Here is a 20,390-nt window from a genome sequence, read left to right on the forward strand (position 1 = left end):
CAATGACGGATAAACAGGTCCACGCAACAATGCCTCCTCGCAATGACATTAAACCGTACAATAAAAAATCAAAAATAAAAAAACAATCATGAAAAATATAGAAACAATATTAAGGCTTGCTGAGAACAAAATCTTATTAGTACAAAACTTAAAAGCTCTGCAAGAATATAAAGTAGAATTTTTAGGCAAGAACGGTATAGTGACCGGTGAGCTTAAAAAATTAGGTAGTTTAAATGAACAGGAACGTAAAGAATTTGGCTTAAAAATCAATAAATTAAAAGATAAAATACAGAATATAATAAAAGCAAAAGAAGAAATTTTAGAGGAGCAGGAACTAAATTTTAAACTTGCTGCCGATGAAATTGATTTAACAATCCCTGCACGGAGATGTAAACAAGGTTCTATTCATCCAATAACACAATGTAGTGAGGAGTTAATACAAGTATTTTCGCAGTTTGGTTTTACTATAGAAAACGGACCGAATATCGAGAATGATTTTCATAATTTTACCGCTCTCAATTTTGAAGATGATCATCCCGCAAGGCAAATGCATGATACTTTTTATTTGAAAAGTCAGGAAAATAATAAGCCACTGTTATTACGTACTCATACCTCAACAGTGCAGATTAGAGCTATGAAAAACGGCAAACCGCCTTTTAGGTTTATAGCACCTGGTAGGACTTATAGATCGGATTCGGATATGACGCATACGCCAATGTTCCACCAAATAGAAGGGCTTGTTATTGATAAAAATATCAATATGGGACATTTAAAATATGTTATCACGGCATTTATAAAAAGCTTTTTTGAAAATTCTAATATTGAATTACGTTTTAGACCCAGCTTTTTCCCATTTACCGAACCTTCTGCCGAAGTTGATATTCGGATGAATAAAAACGATAAATGGCTTGAGGTACTCGGTTGCGGGATGGTTCATCCAAACGTGCTTAGAAATGTTGGTATCGATAGTAGCGAGTATCAAGGTTTTGCTTTTGGGCTTGGAGTAGAGCGTTTTGCAATGTTAAAATATAATATCAAAGATTTAAGACAATTTTTTGAAGGAGATATGCGTTGGCTTAAACATTATAATTTTGGGAGCTTTGATATACCGAATTTAGCAGGAGGGCTTACGAAATGAAATTTACGTTATCATGGTTAAAACAATTTTTAGAGACATCGGCTTCAGTTACTGAAATTGCCGAAGCCCTAACAGCTATTGGCCTTGAAGTGGAAGAGGTGATAGATAAAGCAGCGGAGTTACAAAAGTTTGAAGTAGCATATATTACAAATATTAAACCTCACCCGTCAGCTGATAAATTAAAGCTTTGTAATGTTGAGACTAAAAGTGGTATGCTGCAAATAGTTTGTGGTGCGCGTAATGCAAGAGCAGGTATAAAAGTAGTACTTGCAAATATCGGAATAGAAATACCAAACGGTAAATTTAAGATTAAGGAATCTGTTATTAGAGGCGAAAAAAGCTGTGGTATGCTTTGCTCTGAAGAGGAATTATTGCTAGCTTCAGAGTCTGAAGGGATTATAGAGCTATCTGAAGATGCCGTAGTTGGAGAGAATTTTACTAAATATTACGGTTTAGATGATCCTATATTTGTTATTAACGTTACTCCTAATCGTGGTGATGCACTTGGAGTGTACGGCATCGCAAGAGATTTAGCAGCTAAAGGAATAGGAATACTTAAAGAGCTAGAAATTTCGGAAATAAAGAGTACATTTATTTCTAAAATGAAGCTTAACGTGCAAGATAAAGAAGCCTGTCCGTTATTTACTTTTAGAGAGATAAGAAATTTAAAAAATAAACCAAGCCCTGATTGGTTACGGAAATTATTAAAAAATGTTGGGGTAAAAACTATTTCAAGCTTAGTGGATGTAACAAATTATATTTCCTATAGCTTTGGACAGCCGATGCATGTTTACGATGCAGATAGGATAAAAGGGGGAATTACTGTAGCACGTCATTGCGAGAAGCGTAGCGACGAAGCAATCTCAGGACAACAAAATGAGATTGCCACGGCTGCTTTGCAGCCTCGCAATGACGTAGCTAAATGCCACGCCTTAAACGGCAAAGAATATTTACTTACCGAAAATGATTTAGTTATAAAAGATGAAAGCGGTATTCAAGGTCTGGCCGGTGTCATTGGCGAGGCTGATAGTAGTTGTACTGATAGTACGACTAATATAATACTCGAGGCTGCTTGTTTTAATGCTAAAATGGTTGCAGCTAGCGGGCGAAGATTCCAAATTGATACGGATGCTAGATATCGTAATGAGCGTAATATCGATAGAAATTTTACGGAAAAGGCTTTGGACATAGCAACTAATCTTATTTTGTCAATATGTGGAAACGGTGAAGTATCGGAAGTAGTGAAAGTCGGTGAAAAAGAGTCACAAAAAAAACCTTTAAATTTTTCAGCATATTATTTAGAAAAAATTACAGGAATTAAACTAAATATCAAAGCGATAGAAGCCATATTAAATAAACTAGGATTTATTACGGATGTTAAAGGTGAGATTATAAAGGTAATAGCTCCTTCTTGGCGTCACGATATAACTATTTTAGAAGATATAGCTGAAGAAATCGCTCGTATTTACGGCTATGATAAAATAGAGAGTATAAAATTACCCGAACTAGACCAAGATAATAATAAGCTAAGAGAGCATAAAAGAATATCTAGTTTTAAAAGGATATTAGCAAGCAAAGGCTATGATGAGGTAGTAACTAACTCTTTTATGAGTAGTGAAGATGCAAAGTTGTTTGCTGAATTAAAAGAAGAGTTATTTTTGCTTAATCCTATTAGCATAGGAGACAATTATATGCGTCCTACTATACTGCCGAATTTGTTAAGTATAGTAAGTAAAAATCTAGCACGCTCTATAAAAGATATGGCTTTTTTTGAAGTTGGACCGAGTTTTATAGATTTAAATACGGAAGCAACTTATTTGACGGCAATTATAAGCGGTTCATATAATAATAAAAATCCTCATTCGCTTGGACGAGGCTATGATGTTTTTGATCTTAAAGGCGATTTAGAGTTGGTAGCTGATTATGCAGGACTATCTATAGATAAATGTATAGCAACAAATGGGACAGCATTGCCACAATATTATCATCCAACTAGAGCAGTAAATATAGGGCTTGGTAAAAATTTATTAGGTCATTTTGGGCAGATACACCCTAAAATCTTGAAATATTACAATATTAATCAGGAAATATTTGCATTCGAGCTAAATATTACGAATTTGCCGTTGATAAAAGCTAAATTCGGTAAAAGAGACGAATTTGCAGTATCAGATTTCCAAGCTAATTTTAGAGATTACGCATTTATTGTTGATCAAGATCATAGAGTCGGTGAAATAATATCATATATAAATAATTTTAATAAAAAGCTTGTCAAATCAGTTATATTATTTGATATTTATAGCGGTGATAAATTACCTGAAGGTAAAAAATCTATAGCGGTTAAAATAGAGCTACAAGCAGATGATCGGACATTATCTGATACTGATTTAAATTCGTTTAGTAAAGATTTAGTTGCTGCCATCTCGCAAAAATTTCAAGGAATATTAAGAGAATAACAATATGTTAAAATTAATAGTTGAAACAAAAACGTTAGTTCAGTCCCTAGGGTTTGCAAGTTCCGTTGTTGAAAAACGTAATGTAATACCTGAATATGCAAACATTAAATTATCGGCAAAAGATGGCAATCTAGAGCTTAGTTCTACTAATATGGATTTGTACTTAAGTCAAAAAATAGCAGTACAGGTAGTAAGTGAAGGTGAATTTACCGTTTCTACGAAAACTCTAAATGATATAGTCCGAAAACTTCCGGATTCCGAGCTTACATTAACAGATCTCGGTACAACGGGACTTGAGATCAAAGGAAAAAATTGTAAATTTAATTTATTTACTTTGCCGGTTAGTTCTTTTCCTACAATGGATAGTATTAATCCTGAAGCAAGTTTTAAAATTTCCTGCACGGATTTTGCTAAAATAATCGAATCGACAAAATTTTCGATTTCTTTAGATGAAACTCGTTATAATTTAAACGGTGTTTATTTACACATAAAAGACAAAGAGTTTTGTTCGGCAAGTACCGATGGGCATAGACTTTCGATTTCGTGGGTAACATTAGAAAAACAAATAAAGAATTTTGGAGTTATATTACCGCAAAAAAGTGCAGAGGAAATTTTAAAAATCGTTAAAGATCCTAAAAATATAAATGAAGATATAGAAATTTTATTAAGTAGCAATAAGATTAAATTTGTATGTAACGAAAATACTATTATGCTATCAAAGCTTATAGACGGTACTTTCCCTGATTATAGTGCTTTTATTCCGGAAAGCAGCAGCTCAAAATTAGTAATTAATCGAAAAATATTTGCAGATAGTATAGAAAGGATAGCGATAATAACCGTTGAAAAATTTAGAGCAGTAAAATTATCGTTATCTCGTGAAACCTTAGAGATTAGTGCCGTCGGTGAAGCAAGAGGTAACGCAAAAGAGGTTATTAATTCTTCACAAGATAAGGAAAGTTTTTATGAATATAATAGTGATGAGTCTTTAGCTATAGGCTTTAACCCGCAATATTTGGAAGATGTCTTAAAAGCAGTGAAATCGGATTTAGTAGAACTATATTTTTCAGATGTTTCAGCACCGGTACTTATTAAATTTCCTGAGAGTCCTAAAGATATTTTTGTCGTCATGCCTGTTAAGGTGTAAGTTTTATGAGAACCGGAATATATAAGCATTACCAAGAAAAATTATATCAAGTTATAGATACTGCAAAACATACTGAAACTTTGCAAGAGTTAGTAGTTTATAAAGCATTATATGATAATTCCCAGCTTTGGGTAAGGCCGCTTGAAATGTTTAACGAAAAGGTTTTATTACACGGCAAAAATATTCCACGTTTTGAATTTATTTCTGAGAAATAATTAAATCTGCCCTATGTCATTCCCGCGTAGCGTAAGGCAGGCATGACATCGAGTGGGTTTTTTGAGCTATATAACAATGCCAAAGAACGGTGGGAAAAAATAATTTTTGACTAATAGCTAAAGCTTCTCTATTATTTCCTTCAAGCACACTAATTAAATATTGGTTATGAAGAAAATTATCGGATTATTTTTTGTAATTATGCTTAGTGCAATAAGTACTAGTATCTTAGCGAGTGATTATCCAAAAACAGAACGAGAGCAGAAATGGGACGAAGTAGGTTCTATAGCAGGTGAAGAAGGATTAGTTTTTAGACCGGGTAGGGTTAAGAACGAATCTACTAAAGCTGTAGGAGGTTCAGTTAATAAATATCTCTGGCAAGCAGCATTAGAGACTATAAGTGTTGCTCCTCTTGCATCAGCCGACTCAAACGGCGGTGTGATTATTACGGAATGGTATAGCCCACGTTCTAATCCTAATTTTCGATTTAAAATAAATATATTTATTAAAGACGATGTAATAAGCCCTGATTCAATCGAAGTGAAAGTATTTGAAGAAATGCTTAAAAATAAACAATGGGTACTTAATGAAAACACCTCAAATCTTGCTATCACGCTTGAAGATAAAATTTTAAGAAAAGCTAGAGATATATATATTAATAGTGTGAGGTAATAACAGTATTTCCGTTATTGCAAGGAAATTACGGAGTAATTGACGAAGCAATCTCAGGATATTTGATGAGATTGCCGTGCAGTCTATGACTGCTCGCAATGACGATGCAGTACATAAATTAAAAAAATATGAACCAAATAGAACAAAAATGGCAGCACATTTGGCAAGAAGAAAAAGCTTTTGAGGTATCAAACGCGAGTAACAAGCCAAAATATTACGTACTTGAAATGCTGCCTTATCCTTCCGGTAAAATCCATGTAGGTCACGTACGCAACTATTCCATAGGTGATGTTATTGCAAGGTTTATGAATATGCAAGGTTTTAATGTGCTTCATCCGATGGGCTGGGATGCTTTCGGGCTGCCTGCCGAAAATGCCGCAATAAAAAATAATTCTCACCCAAAAAAATGGACATATTCTAATATCGAGAATGTGAAAAAGCAGCTAAAATCTATGGGCTTTTCTTATGATTGGTCTAGAGAGATAAATAGTTGCGATCCTGAGTATTATAAACATGAGCAGAAATTCTTTTTAGAGCTTTATGAACGAAATCTTGCTTATCAAAAAGAATCGCTTGTTAATTGGGATCCGGTTGATAATACCGTGCTTGCGAATGAACAAGTTGTAAACGGGTGTGGTTGGCGCTCAGGTGCAATAGTTGCAAAACGTTATTTAAAGCAATGGTTCTTAAAAATCACCGATTATGCTGAAGAATTATTAAACGAAATTCAGAATTTAAAAGAGTGGCCTGAAGCTGTTCGGTCTATGCAAGAGAAATGGATAGGTAAATCGATAGGTGCTAATTTTCATTTCAAAATTAAGGATAATGAAGAGACTACTATAGAAGTATTCTCAACCAAACCTGAAACCATTTTTGGTGCTAGCTTTATAGGAATTGCCTTTAATCATCCGATAATAGAGCGGTTAGTTTCTAAAACACCTGAAATACTCGCTTTTATAACTAAATGCTCGCATATTACAGGAAGTAGCGAACTAGAAAAGGCTGAAAAGGAAGGTGTATTTACCGGTCTTTTTGTTACTCATCCTTTCGATTCAAATATAGTTTTACCTGTTATTATTACTAATTTTGTGCTAATGGATTATGGCACTGGTGCAATATTTGGTTGCCCTGCTCATGACGAACGTGACCATGAATTAGCTGTTAAAATGAATTTATCTATTAAACAAGTAATTAAAGCAGATATGGATGTACAAAAGACCGCTTATGCGGAAGATGGAATTTTAATTAATTCGGATTTTCTAAACGGCTTAACTAGTAACGAAGCAAAACAAGAAGTCATCGGAGAATTTGAGAAACTAGGCATAGGTAAACGCAGCGTAAATTATCGTCTAAAAGATTGGGGGATTTCAAGGCAGCGCTTTTGGGGATGTCCTATTCCTATGATTCACTGCGGAACTTGTGGCATAGTTCCCGTACCTTACAAAGACTTACCAGTTACTTTACCTGATGATGTAAATTTTGACGGTCACGGTAATCCGCTTGATCATCATTCTAGTTGGAAACATGTTAATTGTCCGAAATGCAATAAGCCGGCTGTGCGTGAAACCGATACTTTTGATACATTTTTTGAATCATCTTGGTATTTTACGAGATATTGCAATAGCAATGCTGCAGAGATGACTGATAAAAAAGCTTGTGATTACTGGCTACCGGTCGATAAATATATAGGCGGCATTGAACATGCGGTAATGCATTTATTATATGCAAGGTTTTTCACAAAAGTAATGAATGAACAGAATTACGTAAGCGTTCGAGAGCCTTTTAAAGGGCTATTTACTCAAGGTATGGTGCTGCATGCCACTTACAAAGATGAACATAATAATTGGTTATATCCTGAAGAAGTAGTTAAAAAGGGTAATGAATTTTTTCATAAAGAAAGCAATAATAGAGTAGTGCAGGGACGCATTGAAAAGATGAGTAAGTCTAAAAAGAATCTCATTGATCTTGAGACAATGCAAGAGCAATATGGGGCAGATGCTATTAGGCTTTTTGTACTGTCCGATAGTCCGCCTGAGAAAGATCTAGAATGGTCGGCAAGCGGTATTGAAGGCTGCTCACGTTTTATTAATAAGCTTGAGTATATGTTTAAGGCGATAGATTCTTTAAAAGATGATGTGAATAGCGAGATTAATAAAGAGCTTAATAGGTTAGTACATTTTACAATAAAGCACGTCGCTGAAGATATAAAGTATTTTGCCCTAAACAGAGCAATAGCACGTATGCGCGAGCTTTCTAATGCTATATCTGCTGAAATATCCAAAGATAAAATTGATGTTAAAATCGTAAGGTATGGTTTTAATGTTTTAGTACAGCTACTAAATCCTTTTATCCCGCATATTACGGAAGAAATTTGGCAGAAGCTTGGTAATAAAGAGCGATTATATAATTCGTCTTTTCCTGCATTTGATGAATCAATGCTAGAGTTAGATACATATATTATGGCAGTGCAGGTTAACGGCAAACTCCGTGATACCTATGAGTTTAAAACTTTCGTAAGTGAAGATGAAATAAAGCAAGTTACCGTCAGTCTGCCAAAGGTACAAAAGTTCTTAGAAGGGAAAGAGCCGAAGAAGATTATCCTCGTTCCTCGTAAAATTGTGAATATACTCGTTTAATTTGTGGAAAATTGGCTACGTTGTCTTGGTAAGTCCTCGGATGCTTACGTATTAATATACGCTACGCTCCTCGGCTTACAGACTCCTTGCTCTTTTCCAAATTAAACTGCGTCTATCTACTTTTCATTTATCAGAAGTATATTATTTTTTGAATCTGTCATCCCGCGACTTGATCGCGGGATCTAGTTAAAATACTAAAATTATTAGTACTTTAAGTTGTTTTTAAATATCGTGGTCAAGCCGCAGTATGATACCTAGCATACTTTTATTGTATTACCACCATACTAACCCAAAAAAAGTAGTAGTATTACCTAAAACTACCTCCTTATGTTTATCTAATGAAGAGTCATAATGCTGCTTCGTCTCATTTGTAAAATTACTGCAATTATTATAGTAAGTACCTTTTGAAGCACCCTTATAACTCTGATAAGATGAAGTTTCATAATACCTCTTCTCTAAGGTAATAGTAAATATTGTCTGTTATTAGCAATTAATACTATATAATTGGCTGCCCACCAAAATGCGGCAAAAACACCGCCATCAATACTTAAAGTGTCTTCTTCTATTTCACAAGTTATAACTAACAGAGGTTTGCTATACTATCTAGACTTAGATTTAAATCTGATTCTAAATCTAGCATGTCTATTTTTTCTATTAGTCATAAAGATCCCCTTTTTAGTTACTAATTAATTAAACTTTTTGTATAACTTGCGTCTAAGGGTAAATTTGTATGTCAATCCGGTACTCACATCCTCACGTATTTTTATGTATGCTGCGGGGTGGTAAGTGTTTCCTTCAAATTCTTCCTTATTAGCTACATTATGTAATAAGTCTATAAATAGTGCGCCTGATTTTATACCTGAAGTCAATAAATGGTATTAATAAATTAATACATGAAAATATCGATTTCATTCCAACCAATAAGGTCTAAATTAGCTCTTGTCGGTAAAAAACGGAAAATATCTTGGGCAAGTTCATACCTATTTTCTTTAAGTAGCATTTTTTGTAAAATATTTTTTAACTGATGCAAATAAAGCACATCTTTTGCTGCATATTCTTTTTGTTCTGAAGATAAATTATCAGCACCCCAATAGGAAGATTGTTGTTGTTTTGAAATATTTATATTAAGCAATTCTCGGCACAAATCCTTAAGCCCATGACTATCGGTATAAGTTCTAACTAGTTTTGAAGATATTTTAGTACAAAAGATATTTTCTAAATCTATACTTAAATATTTTTTTATGGATGCTAGATCAAATCTAGCAAAATGAAATATCTTGCATCTAGTTTTATCTAGTAATAATGCTTTTAAATTAGGAGCTGTATAATCTTGATTTGTAAAATGAACAAGATGAGCTTCACCATTGCCGTTACTAAATTGTAGCAAACATAGTTTATCTCTATGTAGATTTAGCCCCATTGTCTCGGTATCTATAGCTAGATCTCCTTCAAGTTCAAAATTATTAGGTAGGTCGTTTTGATAAATTTTTATAGTCATAAATGATTTTTAATTTCTTTTAATCAATAATGTTGTTGTGCAGATCGAAAAACGCGTTCTGTGTCATACCGTGGCTTGACCACGGTATCCAAAAAAAAATTAAAAAAGACTGGATCCTGCGATCAAGTCGCCGGATGACAACAAAGTTTTGTTATTGGTGATTAAACACCTGCTCATTTGGAGCAGCTACTCCTAAAACTTTCTTTGCTTGCTCTTCTAACATATCTTTATTTAGAGATTCCGTTCGAAGTAATTTGACGTTATGCTCAAGTTCTACTCTTTCTGCTTGTAAGCCTTTTAGTTCATCATAAGCTTTTTCAAGCTGCCTATTTACTTTTAAATATGCAATAATCCCTTTGTTACCATATATGCAATGAAAAACAAAATATCCAAGCAGTAAAGCTAAAAAGATATTTAAAATTATTTTTTTAGAATAATTATTTAAATGTATTATCATAAATATATATTCATAAGAAATAATATCGGAGCGGTTAAAATAATACTATCAAATCTGTCTAGCACTCCTCCATGACCGGGTATTATATGACCGCTATCTTTAATATTAAATTTTCGCTTAAAATATGAAATAAATAAATCACTTAATTGAGCTATTAGTGCTAATATACAACTAATTATAAACAAATAAATTTTATTTAAAAAATAGTAATTTTCAATATGAAAGTTTGGTATAAAACTAACTAATACCGCAACTAAACCTGCTGATAATACTCCCGTCACTAAACCGCTCCAGGTTTTTTTAGGACTAAGTTTCGGAGCAAGTTTTGCTCCTTTAAAAGTTTTACCGCCAATCATAGCGAAAGTATCTACCGACCACATTATGCAAAAATAAAGCATAATAAGCCATCTATTGGTATCTTCCATACTTAAAAGTATTAATAGGCTTATAGGAATCGGAATAATAATTAGCCCGATTAATAGATAAGGAATAGAAGAGTAGGTCATATTATACCATTCACTTAACATTCCTGTACCTACTAATATCATTAGAATATAGAATAAAGGCTTACACCATAATATAGCTACGACAAATAACGGAACTAAAACTATACCGGACAGGATTCTTAAATATATGTTTGATTTTTGTTTATCTTTTGCCAAATGTTCTTTTCCTTTTTGAGTAATCATTTATAGCTTCTTGTATATCATCTTTATTAAAATCAGGCCAATATTTGGGTGAGAAATATAATTCAGCATAAGCTGCTTGCCAAAGCAAGAAATTACTGATGCGATAAACCCCGCCCGGTCTTATTAATAAATCTACATCCGGCATTTCAGGATCATATAAAGCGTGTTGTATATCGCTGTCACTTACTGCTTTTTTACCGCTTGTAATAATTTTTGTGCAGGCATCAACTATTTCTTGACGACTTCCATAACTAAAAGCTATACAAAGCGTTATTTTATTATTATTTTTTGTTAATTCTATAGCATTATTTATTTGTTTTTGCAATGAGCTACTTAATAAATTAAGCCTACCTATTACTTTTATTTTAATGCCGTTTTTATGTAAATTATTTAATTCGGTTTTTAAATAAATACTTAATAATTTTATTAAGAAATCTACTTCCGTGCTTGAGCGTTGCCAATTTTCAGAAGAGAAAGTATATAAAGTTATATAAGGTATGTTAAGGTTAATAAACTCAGGCAGTAATTCACGAATTTTATCGGCTCCTGCTTTATGTCCTTCAGATTTTGTTACGTTATGCCGATCTGCCCAACGAGCATTACCGTCCATTATTATTGCTAAATGTTTTATGTTAGTCATTATTTTATATTTTAGATGTTACTGCATGGATCGATTTTTCTGTCATTGCAAGCAACTGCAAGGAGCGTGGCAATCTCATGAAACAATATAAAATTTCTGAGATTGTCACGCCCTCGGCTTTGCTTCTCCTCGCAATGATGATTTGGTATCTTACACGGGAATGACATCGGTAGTCATATTTTAGGTATTTCGATTCTTACCGATAGCCCGCCTAAATCCTTGCTATCTTCTAAATAAATAGAGCCTTTATGATCGTTTATTATTTCTTTAGTAATAGCAAGCCCAAGTCCTACGTTACTTGCATTATCAAGCTGTCTTGCTTTATCCGATCTATAAAACGGTTTAAATACAAGGTGTGTTTCCGTATCATCTATACCTGGACCGTTATCCTCAATAATTATAGCTACGGTAGATGAATTATCTTTTGAGGATATCTTAATTTTAGTTCCATATTTTATAGCGTTACCGATTAAATTAGACAAGGCTCTTTCAAAAGAATTCGGCTTAATGCGTACTTCTAGTTTATCTAAATTAGTAGATTTTATAAATTCAATATTTACATGTGACCATTTGTTAAAAAAACATTCCATCCAAGGTAATAATAAAATGTCTTCAAATTCTTCTGTACTTTCACCTTTAGCAAAATCTAAATAAGAATTTATCATTTGCTGCATAGTTAATATATCTTGTTTTAACCCTTTGCTTTCTTCGCTTTCTTCCATCAATTCAAGTTGTAGCTTCATTCTTGTTAAAGGAGTTCTAAGGTCATGAGAAATCATAGCAAGCATAGTGGTTTTTTTAGTAATTTGTTTTTCAATACGAGCTTTCATTTTTAAAAAAGCAAGCCCTGCTTTTCTTATTTCTAAGGCTCCTGAAGGTTTGAAATTTTTGTCTTTTAAAACACCTCGACCAAATTTATCCATGCTATCCGCAAGAGTGAGTATTGATTTAATTTGATTTTTGGAGAAAATAATAGAAACAGAAAGTAATATAACAGTTAAAGATATAATCCATAAAACAAATATATATACTGTAGGATTAAGTAGTAACTTTGCAGGAAAAGTAATATATAATACCCCATCTTTTAATTCTAAAAATACTTCAATTTTATTTTCCTTATTTAGTTTAACTATATTTTTTTCATGGATTTTTGTAGCTAAAATATTTTTAAATATAGTTAAAGGTTCACCTAATTTAGGCTGTTTTATAGATAACTTTTTATTAAGCTGAAACTGATAAGATAAATTAAGATAATTTTCCGATAAATGGGTTATCTCTCTTGAATTATTTCTATGTTCTTTAATCAATGATTCTATTTCATTGATAATAATAGTACTAGTATAATATGAAACATTATACCAATGACGATCGTAAAACAAAAATATAGCAACGATTTGTCCTATTAAAGTCGGAATGATTATAATAAACATAAACCGTACAAATAATGTTCTCGGTAAAGCATATTTCAAAGAGCTTGATACAAGCGAATTTTTCAAGACTCGTCTGTGCTCACGTATTTTTATACGCTGTGCAGGCTCGCTTTTAAATTCATCTTGTCTAAAGCTCTTTGAAATATGCTTTAATAATTTAGATATAAAGTGCATAGCCCTCATTACGCACGGTTTTTAAATATTTCGGCTCTTTTGGGTTGTCTTCTATTTTGTTTCTTATTCTTGTAATTTGTACATCGATAGAACGCATACTAAGCCCTCCCATTATTTTTGACAGTTCAAAACGACTAGTAGATTTACCGGAATTTTTTATTAATATCTCAAGTAATTTTTGTTCAGTAGAGCTAAGAGATATAATTTGATTATTCTTGGTAAATTCTTTTGTATCGGAATTATAAAAATTATTGCCGAATTTAATTATATTCGTTTCTTTTTTAAAGTTATTATAATTATTGATTAAGTTATTTATCCGAAGTAATAATTCTCTCGGTTCAAAAGGTTTAGTTATATAATCAGAGGCACCGGCTTCAAGTCCTTTAACACGGTCATCGGCTTCCGATAAAGCAGTAAGCATAACTATAGGAATATTATTACCGGCGTCCCTTATAGTAGTAGCAAAATCAAGTCCTGTTATTTCAGGTAACATAACATCTAAAATAATTAAATCATAATTCGAAGTTTTTAATAGATTTTTAGCTTCTATGACTGAGCTTGCCGTTGATACTAAAAACGCGTTTTTATTTAAAAATTGCTTTAAAAGTGCTAATATTCTGCTATCATCATCAACGATTAAAATATGTGCTCTGTATGTATGCATGTATACTCGTTTAATTTAAAAAAATTGTATTTCGCTATTGTCATCCCGTGGCTTGACCACGGGATCTTATGTCGTAGGCTGTGTTCTGAGATCTTGGGATCAAGTCGCGGGGTAACGTTAAATACTACTGGATTCCTGCTTTTGCGGGAATGACATAAGAGCTACGGCCGTATAGCTCATGACGACTGATAATACTTTAATATAAATATAGGTTAATGACAATGATAAAACTAGAGCAAATTTTTTGGCATGTTTGGATTAACGGTGATTTAGTTCCTTATAAATTTGCAAGGATTCATGTTTTGACTCATAGCCTGCATTATTCAGGATCGGTATTTGAGGGTGAGAGAGCTTATAACGGCAAAGTTTTTAAACTAAAAGAACATACGGCAAGATTAATAAAATCAGCAGAAGCATTAGGTTTGAAAGTACCTTATAATATAGACGAGATAATAAAAGCTCATGAACTTGTAATAAAACAAAATAATATTAAGGATGCATATATAAGACCGCTTATTTGGTGCGGAGACGAGTCGCTAAATATCACTAATCAGTATTTATCTACTAATCTTTTGATTGCCGGTATTCCATCTATGCCGAGGTCTTTTGAGAAAGGTATAAATTTACATGTAAGCCGCTGGCGTAAAGCAATGCCTGATAGCACCCCGGTACAATCTAAATCCGCCGCTCAATATAATATGGCAATAACGAGTAAAAAAGAAGCTAAGGCTCTTGGCTATGATGATGCATTATTACTTGATTATGAAGGGTATATTGCTGAATGCACTACAACAAATATTTTCTTTGTTAAAGATAAAATATTATATACTCCAATTGCCGATAGGTTTTTAAACGGTATAACAAGACAGACTATTATTGAAATTGCAAAAGATTTAGGTCTAGAAGTAAAAGAAGAGCGTTTAAAATTAGAGCAAATAGAGGATTTTACTGGATGTTTTGTTACAGGCACGGTAATTGAGATACAAAATATTTGTTCTATAGATCTTGGCAATAAAAAGATTATTTTTGATGATCATAAAATTGCAGATCGTTTGAAAGAAGAGTATGGGCGTGTTGTTAGGGAGTAGAAGAAACGTCATTGCGATTAGTCGTAGACTGCGTGACAATCTCATCAAATAATAACAAACTCCTGAGATTGCTTTGTCGAATTACGTTGTAATTCTCCTCGCAATGACGATTTAATAAGCTAAGCAATTAAAATCAAAAAAATCATGCATAACATATTTAAAGGTTTAATTACCGCACTTATAACACCTTTTAAAGATAATAAGTTAGACTTATATGCTTTAGAGAGAATTATAAAACATCAAATAAAGCATGAAGTCGATGCAGTATTAATTGCAGGCTCAACGGGAGAAAGTAGTAGTTTAAGCTTTGAAGAATATAAATTATTACTGCAAACTAGCGTAGAAATCGTTAATAAGTGTATTCCTATAATAAGTGGGTGTTCATCAAATAATACTACTTATGCAAGAGCACTTGCAGCGGAATCTACAAAAATCGGTGTAGATGGTTTTATGGCTAGTCCACCATCTTATGTCAAACCTACCCAACATGGGATTTATAAGCATTTTGAAGCATTGCATGAAGCGTGTAATCTACCTATTATGTTGTATTCAGCTCCAACTAGAAGCGGAGTAGATTTTTCTGATGAGACAATATTGAGACTTAGCAAGCTACCGCGTATTTTAGCATTAAAAGATTGTGGTGTAGATTTAGAACGTCCATTGCGGATCAGAGCAACAGTTAAAAAGGATTTCAATATTTTAACCGGTAATGATGAAGTAGTCTTAGCTTTTAACGCTCAAGGTGGGGTAGGGTGGACTTCTGTAGCCTCTAATATTGTTCCTAATATATGTAAAGAACTATTAGAAAAATGGAATAAGAACGATACTAAAGGAGCATTAGAAATCCATCAGAAATTACTACCTTTATATACAGCATTATTTGTAGAATCTAATCCGATTCCGATAAAATATGCTGCACATTATTTAGGTTTATGTGAAAATGAAATTAGACCCCCATTAACTGAAGCAAGCGATAGTGCCAAAAAACAAATTGAAAACATCATAACATCACTATCTATAAAAATATGACCGAATATAAGAAAGTTATTGCACAAAATAAGAAAGCCCTTTTTAATTATTTTATTGAAGAAAGATTAGAAGCGGGTATTGTATTAAAGGGTAGTGAAGTACAGTCTTTGCGTCAAGGCAAAGCTTCTATAGAAGAAAGTCATGCGACAGATACCGGACATGAGGTATTTTTGTATAACTGCCATATTGCAGAATATGAAAAAGCGAATAGATTTAATCATGCTACTCGTAGACCGCGTAAATTATTGTTGCATACTAAAGAGATAAAGAAAATTATCGGTAGAATTAGAATAAAAGGCTATACGCTAGTAGCTCTTTCTATGTATTTTAATAAAAAAAATAAAGTGAAAGTTGAACTTGGTATTGCTAAAGGTAAGAAATTACATGATAAAAGAGAGTCAATTAAAGAAAAAGACTGGAAAAGAGATCAGAGCAGATTAATAAGAAAGAAGTAATGGACTTTGCTACACCGGATGACAAGCCGGCTTTGTTACATAGGTCGTTTTATGTAATTCCCGCGAAAGCGGGAATGACATATAGAATTACTTAGACTTTAGGAAGATATAAAATTTTAAAAAAAGGTATTTATGCAGCATATTATAGGTAAAATATTGGTTATATTTGTAGTCGTGATAGGAGTTTTATTTGTTTTCAAAACAATGAAAACTTATTCTACAAGTCCGGTTTCCGTTGAGGTTAAACAAAGCGAAGATGCAAGAAAATGTGAAGAGGAAAGAGTACAAGAAATAATCAAAGATTATTTGCTTAAAACTCCGGAAATAATAATAGAATCAATAGAAGGGTTGCAAAAACGTAAAGTACAGGAAAATGAGACTAAAGTTAATAACTATCTAAAAGATAATAAGTTAGGTATTGAAGATAGCACAAGCTTTCCTGTTATAGGAAATAAAGACGGTGATGTAACAATAATTGTTTTTTATGATTACAATTGTTCTTATTGTAAAAAAGGCAATGTTTCTATAAATGAATTATTGCAAAACGATCCAAAAGTTAAAGTTGTATTACGACCGCTTCCTATCCTTGGAGATGCTTCCGAATATCTTGCAAGAATAGTTTTAGCCGTTTATAAGGTTAATCCAAGTAAATTCAAAGCTGTTCATGATGAATTAATAAAAATAAGAGATGTTTCTAAGGAATCTATAAAAGAATTATTAACTGAGAATGGCTTAAATGCTACGGAAATTGAAGAAATTGCCGATAGCAATGAGATTAAAGATTTAATTACTCAAAATGTGAAAATAGCTAGAAGTCTTAGAATTCAAGGAGTACCTGCGTATATAATTGATTCAAAATTAATACCTGGGTTAATAGATTTCCCACAATTACTAAATATAGTTAAAGAAATTAGGGATAATAAGAGTTCTTAAGGAATTGTTGCGTAAACCAGTAAATGCTTTTTATGTTATTCCCACGAAAGCATTGTTGCATGGATACCAAATCAGTCATTGCGAGGAGCGAAGCGACGTGGCAATCTTGTCAAGCATCCTGAAATTACTTCGTCAATTACTTACGTAATTTCCTTGTAATGATGACCTTCAGTCTCCACGCCACAAGGTCTGGTAGGAATGACAGCAATTGCTCTTGAATAACTTTAACCTTTATTTAGTAAATCTAACATAGTTTTACCGATATCGGCAGGTGATCTAGTGATAGTTACGCCGGCACTTTGTAGAGCTTCAAGCTTATCTTTGGCACTTCCTGTTCCTCCGGCAATAATAGCTCCGGCATGTCCCATTCTTTTACCTGGAGGTGCTGTAATACCTGCAATAAAGCTTACTATAGGTTTCTTGATTTTTGACTGCTTGATAAACTCAGCTGCATCTTCTTCTGCATTACCGCCAATTTCACCGATCATAATAATTGCTTTTGTTTCATCATCTTTCAAAAACATCTCAATACAATCAACAAAATTAGTGCCGTTAACAGGATCGCCGCCTATACCGACACACGTAGATTGTCCAAGTCCTACTGCTGTTGTCTGCGCTACTGCTTCATAAGTTAAAGTACCTGATCTTGAAACAATACCTATCGTTCCTCTTTTATGAATATGCCCAGGCATAATACCGATTTTACATTCACCCGGTGTGATAACTCCAGGGCAGTTAGGACCGATTAATCTAGTTTTAGAACCGACTAAAGCACGTTTTACTTTCACCATATCAAGCACCGGAATTCCTTCCGTTATACATACTACTACTTCAATTTTAGCATCGATTGCTTCTAATATCGAATCAGCGGCAAAGCCGGGCGGAACATATATAACGCTTGCATTTGCACCGGTTTTTGCTTTTGCTTCATGTACGGTATTATATACAGGTAAATCAAGGTGAGTATGACCGCCTTTGCCGGGTGTAACACCGCCAACCATGTTAGTGCCGTACGCTATCGCTTGTTCAGAGTGAAAAGTTCCTTGTGAACCAGTAAAACCCTGACAGATAACTTGTGTTTTTTTATTTATTAATATTGCCATGTTAAATAATTTTTATTGTTTTTATTTTACTTTGATGTCATCCCGCGACTTGATCGCGTGATCCAGTCCTTTTTTAATTTTTTTATGGATACTGTGAAGCCACGGTATGACACTGAACTGGTTTTTCGAGCTATACAATAAACAAGGTCAATGCCTGCATAGCTCATGACGGTTATCTACCGTATCGCTTCAACTATTTTATTTGCCGCATCTGCTAAATCATGTGCTGGTATTATTTCTAAACCGGAATTTGATAAAATTTCTTCGCCTTTTTCAACGTTTGTACCAGCTAAACGAACTACTAACGGTACTTTTATACCTATGTCTTTTGCAGCTGCAATAATTCCTTCTGCTATAATATCACAACGCATGATACCGCCGAAAATATTAACTAGAATCCCTTGTACTTCTTTATCAGATAAAATTATTTTTAAAGCTTCTTTTATACGCTCACGATCAGCTCCACCACCAACATCCAAGAAATTAGCAGGCGAAGCACCGTAAAGTTTAATAATATCCATAGTGGCCATGGCAAGACCGGCACCGTTAACCATGCAACCGATATTACCGTCCATTTTTACATAACTAAGTCCTGCATTTGCTGCTCTAGTTTCTAGAGGATCTTCTTCATCATGATCACGCATTGCAGTAATATTCGGATGCTGAAATAAGCCGTTATCGTCAAAAGTAATTTTTGCATCTAAAGCTAATAAGTTCCCGTTGCTATTTACAATTAATGGGTTGATTTCAATTTGTGTTGCATCGGTTTCAATAAAAGTATTATAGACTGATTTTACTATTTCTTTCATCTGTTTGGCTTGGTTATCCTTAAAGCCTAACTCATAAGCTATGCCTCGCATATGAAAATCTTGTAAACCGGTTGCAGGATCAACGGAAAATTTAATAATTTTTTCCGGAGTTTTTTCTGCTACTTCTTCAATATCAACTCCTCCTTCTGTAGAAGCTATGAAAGTAATACAGCTAGCCGATCTATCAAATACTATACTAAAATAATATTCTTTTAAAATATCACAGCCTGATTCGATATAAAGACGGTTTACTTTTTGTCCTTGAGGTCCTGTTTGATGCGTTACTAAATTAATACCAAACATGTCATGAGCAACTTTTTTGGCTTCCTCTTTACTCTTAACAACCTTAACACCGCCTGCTTTACCTCTACCGCCGGCATGTATTTGTGCTTTAACCACATATACTTCCGTATTTAATTTATCTATGGTTTCATTAATCTTTTCGGTTTTCGTAACAACCAGCCCGGTGGAAGTAGGTACACCGTATTTTCTTAAAATCTCTTTTGCTTGATATTCATGAATATTCATTTTAAATAATTTATTAAATTGCTATTAATTTTTATGGATAAGATGCATTTTTAACTTCTCTTACTATGTCTTTATCAAAAGTGATAAATTTATTAGCACTATTGACTTCTCCTTCTGCAATAATCATATAATCGGCAAAGTCTGCTTTACCTTTAATATATTTCTCAGCAGCTGATATTATTATGCCTTGATGCCCAATGATAAAGCCGGAATTATCAATAAGATTAAATTACTGCTTCATAAATTTTCTGGCGAGTAAATTTATTTACTTTTAGCACCTATACAAATTCATGCATATGATGCAATAAAAATCTTATTAGTGATGTTATTTTTTAAGAAATTTTGAGCTGCTTTACCTTGTATTTCATCATCTTCAAGAACAGTACGAGTTAAGATATTAGCGTCAATTCCTATCATTTTCGATAACCGCAATACTAATAGCTTCATCTACATCCACCGGACCGTTTTTAGCTTTATGTTTACCTTTACCAAAAAAGCTATAGATATCTTTTTTTATAGGAAGCAATTCTAATATTTCATTTTTTTTTGTAGTTAATTATTAACTCAGAGTTCTTATATATTTAGGTATAACTACCTGTCCTTTCGATGAGACTACTACTCTAGCACTTTTACTCAT

Annotated in this window: 18 protein-coding genes and 4 pseudogenes; 10 read left to right on the forward strand and 12 right to left on the reverse strand. The window is 33.2% G+C overall.

Features of this window, described 5'->3' with window-relative positions; all coding sequences use genetic code 11:
* Positions 1-88: 88 nt before the first annotated feature.
* The 6 genes from pheS to leuS all read left to right on the forward strand — a co-directional run bounded on the left by pheS (position 89) and on the right by leuS (position 8,256).
* Positions 89-1,138, forward strand: coding sequence for a phenylalanine--tRNA ligase subunit alpha (gene pheS / locus AB4K15_RS03500; protein WP_032074181.1), 1,050 nt, complete (start codon positions 89-91; stop codon positions 1,136-1,138).
* Complete coding sequence (gene pheT / locus AB4K15_RS03505) at positions 1,135-3,591, forward strand: phenylalanine--tRNA ligase subunit beta (protein WP_032074182.1); 2,457 nt, start codon at positions 1,135-1,137, stop codon at positions 3,589-3,591. The genes pheS and pheT overlap by 4 nt, the downstream gene beginning before the upstream one ends.
* 4 nt (positions 3,592-3,595) lie before the next feature.
* Positions 3,596-4,735, forward strand: coding sequence for a DNA polymerase III subunit beta (gene dnaN, locus AB4K15_RS03510; protein WP_032074183.1), 1,140 nt, complete (start codon positions 3,596-3,598; stop codon positions 4,733-4,735).
* A 5-nt stretch (positions 4,736-4,740) separates the two neighbouring features.
* The gene (locus AB4K15_RS03515) at positions 4,741-4,950 is read left to right on the forward strand and encodes a DUF1653 domain-containing protein (RefSeq protein WP_032074184.1); all 210 of its coding nucleotides are present in this window, start codon (positions 4,741-4,743) and stop codon (positions 4,948-4,950) included.
* 166 nt (positions 4,951-5,116) lie between these two features.
* Complete coding sequence (locus AB4K15_RS03520; RefSeq protein ID WP_032074185.1) at positions 5,117-5,620, forward strand: DUF3576 domain-containing protein; 504 nt, start codon at positions 5,117-5,119, stop codon at positions 5,618-5,620.
* A 128-nt stretch (positions 5,621-5,748) separates the two neighbouring features.
* Entirely contained in the window at positions 5,749-8,256 is a 2,508-nt protein-coding gene (gene leuS, locus AB4K15_RS03525; protein ID WP_500224715.1) for a leucine--tRNA ligase, read from the forward strand.
* Positions 8,257-8,260: 4 nt separating this feature from the next.
* On the opposite strand, the pseudogene AB4K15_RS03530 reads toward leuS, so the two are convergent.
* From AB4K15_RS03530 to AB4K15_RS03565, 8 genes and pseudogenes are all read right to left on the reverse strand, one after another.
* Positions 8,261-8,356 (reverse strand): annotated as a pseudogene (locus AB4K15_RS03530) (palindromic element RPE5 domain-containing protein); the annotation flags it as partial.
* Positions 8,357-8,950: 594 nt separating this feature from the next.
* Positions 8,951-9,092 (reverse strand): annotated as a pseudogene (locus tag AB4K15_RS03535) (palindromic element RPE1 domain-containing protein); the annotation flags it as partial.
* 50 nt (positions 9,093-9,142) lie between these two features.
* Positions 9,143-9,754 carry a ribonuclease D gene (locus AB4K15_RS03540; protein ID WP_032074187.1) on the reverse strand — a complete coding sequence of 204 codons (612 nt, stop codon included), beginning with the start codon at positions 9,752-9,754 and terminating at the stop codon, positions 9,143-9,145.
* Between the two features lie 151 nt (positions 9,755-9,905).
* On the reverse strand, positions 9,906-10,211 hold the full coding sequence (locus tag AB4K15_RS03545) for an FtsB family cell division protein (RefSeq protein WP_032074188.1): 306 nt from the start codon (positions 10,209-10,211) through the stop codon (positions 9,906-9,908).
* Entirely contained in the window at positions 10,208-10,900 is a 693-nt protein-coding gene (locus tag AB4K15_RS03550; protein ID WP_032074189.1) for a phosphatidate cytidylyltransferase, read from the reverse strand. Before AB4K15_RS03550 ends, AB4K15_RS03545 begins: the two co-directional genes overlap by 4 nt.
* Positions 10,860-11,540: a polyprenyl diphosphate synthase gene (gene uppS, locus AB4K15_RS03555; protein ID WP_032074190.1), complete on the reverse strand. Its 681-nt coding sequence runs from the start codon at positions 11,538-11,540 to the stop codon at positions 10,860-10,862. The genes AB4K15_RS03550 and uppS overlap by 41 nt, the downstream gene beginning before the upstream one ends.
* A 173-nt stretch (positions 11,541-11,713) precedes the next feature.
* Complete coding sequence (locus AB4K15_RS03560; RefSeq protein WP_500224711.1) at positions 11,714-13,144, reverse strand: palindromic element RPE3 domain-containing protein; 1,431 nt, start codon at positions 13,142-13,144, stop codon at positions 11,714-11,716.
* On the reverse strand, positions 13,128-13,808 hold the full coding sequence (locus AB4K15_RS03565) for a response regulator transcription factor (RefSeq protein WP_032074192.1): 681 nt from the start codon (positions 13,806-13,808) through the stop codon (positions 13,128-13,130). Before AB4K15_RS03565 ends, AB4K15_RS03560 begins: the two co-directional genes overlap by 17 nt.
* Before the next feature lie 215 nt (positions 13,809-14,023).
* On the opposite strand from AB4K15_RS03565, the gene AB4K15_RS03570 reads away from it, so the two are divergent.
* The 4 genes from AB4K15_RS03570 to AB4K15_RS03585 all read left to right on the forward strand — a co-directional run bounded on the left by AB4K15_RS03570 (position 14,024) and on the right by AB4K15_RS03585 (position 17,313).
* Positions 14,024-14,896, forward strand: a complete 873-nt coding sequence (locus tag AB4K15_RS03570; protein ID WP_032074193.1) for a branched-chain amino acid transaminase — start codon at positions 14,024-14,026, stop codon at positions 14,894-14,896.
* Positions 14,897-15,040: 144 nt separating this feature from the next.
* Positions 15,041-15,925: a 4-hydroxy-tetrahydrodipicolinate synthase gene (gene dapA, locus AB4K15_RS03575; RefSeq protein ID WP_032074194.1), complete on the forward strand. Its 885-nt coding sequence runs from the start codon at positions 15,041-15,043 to the stop codon at positions 15,923-15,925.
* Positions 15,922-16,380 (forward strand): SsrA-binding protein SmpB, encoded by a 459-nt coding sequence (smpB, locus tag AB4K15_RS03580; protein WP_032074195.1) that lies wholly within the window; start codon positions 15,922-15,924, stop codon positions 16,378-16,380. The genes dapA and smpB overlap by 4 nt, the downstream gene beginning before the upstream one ends.
* Before the next feature lie 132 nt (positions 16,381-16,512).
* Positions 16,513-17,313, forward strand: coding sequence for a DsbA family protein (locus tag AB4K15_RS03585; protein ID WP_032074196.1), 801 nt, complete (start codon positions 16,513-16,515; stop codon positions 17,311-17,313).
* A gap of 224 nt (positions 17,314-17,537) precedes the next feature.
* Here AB4K15_RS03585 and sucD read toward each other — a convergent pair whose 3' ends face one another.
* The 4 genes and pseudogenes from sucD to AB4K15_RS03605 all read right to left on the reverse strand — a co-directional run bounded on the left by sucD (position 17,538) and on the right by AB4K15_RS03605 (position 20,390).
* On the reverse strand, positions 17,538-18,416 hold the full coding sequence (sucD, locus tag AB4K15_RS03590) for a succinate--CoA ligase subunit alpha (RefSeq protein WP_012152767.1): 879 nt from the start codon (positions 18,414-18,416) through the stop codon (positions 17,538-17,540).
* A 176-nt stretch (positions 18,417-18,592) separates the two neighbouring features.
* Entirely contained in the window at positions 18,593-19,753 is a 1,161-nt protein-coding gene (gene sucC / locus AB4K15_RS03595; protein WP_032074197.1) for an ADP-forming succinate--CoA ligase subunit beta, read from the reverse strand.
* A 31-nt stretch (positions 19,754-19,784) separates the two neighbouring features.
* Positions 19,785-20,170, reverse strand: a pseudogene (locus tag AB4K15_RS03600) (type II toxin-antitoxin system VapC family toxin).
* Positions 20,157-20,390: pseudogene (locus tag AB4K15_RS03605) on the reverse strand (AbrB/MazE/SpoVT family DNA-binding domain-containing protein). Before AB4K15_RS03605 ends, AB4K15_RS03600 begins: the two co-directional pseudogenes overlap by 14 nt.

The sequence above is a fragment of the Rickettsia aeschlimannii genome (assembly GCF_047973405.1).
In the GTDB taxonomy this organism is placed as follows: Bacteria; Pseudomonadota; Alphaproteobacteria; order Rickettsiales; family Rickettsiaceae; genus Rickettsia; species Rickettsia rickettsii.

Bases quoted from the DNA above. Each gene is read 5' to 3' on its own strand.
- pheS (WP_032074181.1), top strand. From the start codon at position 89: ATGAAAAATATAGAAACAATATTAAGGCTTGCTGAGAACAAAATCTTA.
- pheT (WP_032074182.1), top strand. From the start codon at position 1,135: ATGAAATTTACGTTATCATGGTTAAAACAATTTTTAGAGACATCGGCT.
- dnaN (WP_032074183.1), top strand. From the start codon at position 3,596: ATGTTAAAATTAATAGTTGAAACAAAAACGTTAGTTCAGTCCCTAGGG.
- AB4K15_RS03515 (WP_032074184.1), top strand. From the start codon at position 4,741: ATGAGAACCGGAATATATAAGCATTACCAAGAAAAATTATATCAAGTT.
- AB4K15_RS03520 (WP_032074185.1), top strand. From the start codon at position 5,117: ATGAAGAAAATTATCGGATTATTTTTTGTAATTATGCTTAGTGCAATA.
- leuS (WP_500224715.1), top strand. From the start codon at position 5,749: ATGAACCAAATAGAACAAAAATGGCAGCACATTTGGCAAGAAGAAAAA.
- AB4K15_RS03540 (WP_032074187.1), bottom strand. From the start codon at position 9,754: ATGACTATAAAAATTTATCAAAACGACCTACCTAATAATTTTGAACTT.
- AB4K15_RS03545 (WP_032074188.1), bottom strand. From the start codon at position 10,211: ATGATAATACATTTAAATAATTATTCTAAAAAAATAATTTTAAATATC.
- AB4K15_RS03550 (WP_032074189.1), bottom strand. From the start codon at position 10,900: ATGATTACTCAAAAAGGAAAAGAACATTTGGCAAAAGATAAACAAAAA.
- uppS (WP_032074190.1), bottom strand. From the start codon at position 11,540: ATGACTAACATAAAACATTTAGCAATAATAATGGACGGTAATGCTCGT.
- AB4K15_RS03560 (WP_500224711.1), bottom strand. From the start codon at position 13,144: ATGCACTTTATATCTAAATTATTAAAGCATATTTCAAAGAGCTTTAGA.
- AB4K15_RS03565 (WP_032074192.1), bottom strand. From the start codon at position 13,808: ATGCATACATACAGAGCACATATTTTAATCGTTGATGATGATAGCAGA.
- AB4K15_RS03570 (WP_032074193.1), top strand. From the start codon at position 14,024: ATGACAATGATAAAACTAGAGCAAATTTTTTGGCATGTTTGGATTAAC.
- dapA (WP_032074194.1), top strand. From the start codon at position 15,041: ATGCATAACATATTTAAAGGTTTAATTACCGCACTTATAACACCTTTT.
- smpB (WP_032074195.1), top strand. From the start codon at position 15,922: ATGACCGAATATAAGAAAGTTATTGCACAAAATAAGAAAGCCCTTTTT.
- AB4K15_RS03585 (WP_032074196.1), top strand. From the start codon at position 16,513: ATGCAGCATATTATAGGTAAAATATTGGTTATATTTGTAGTCGTGATA.
- sucD (WP_012152767.1), bottom strand. From the start codon at position 18,416: ATGGCAATATTAATAAATAAAAAAACACAAGTTATCTGTCAGGGTTTT.
- sucC (WP_032074197.1), bottom strand. From the start codon at position 19,753: ATGAATATTCATGAATATCAAGCAAAAGAGATTTTAAGAAAATACGGT.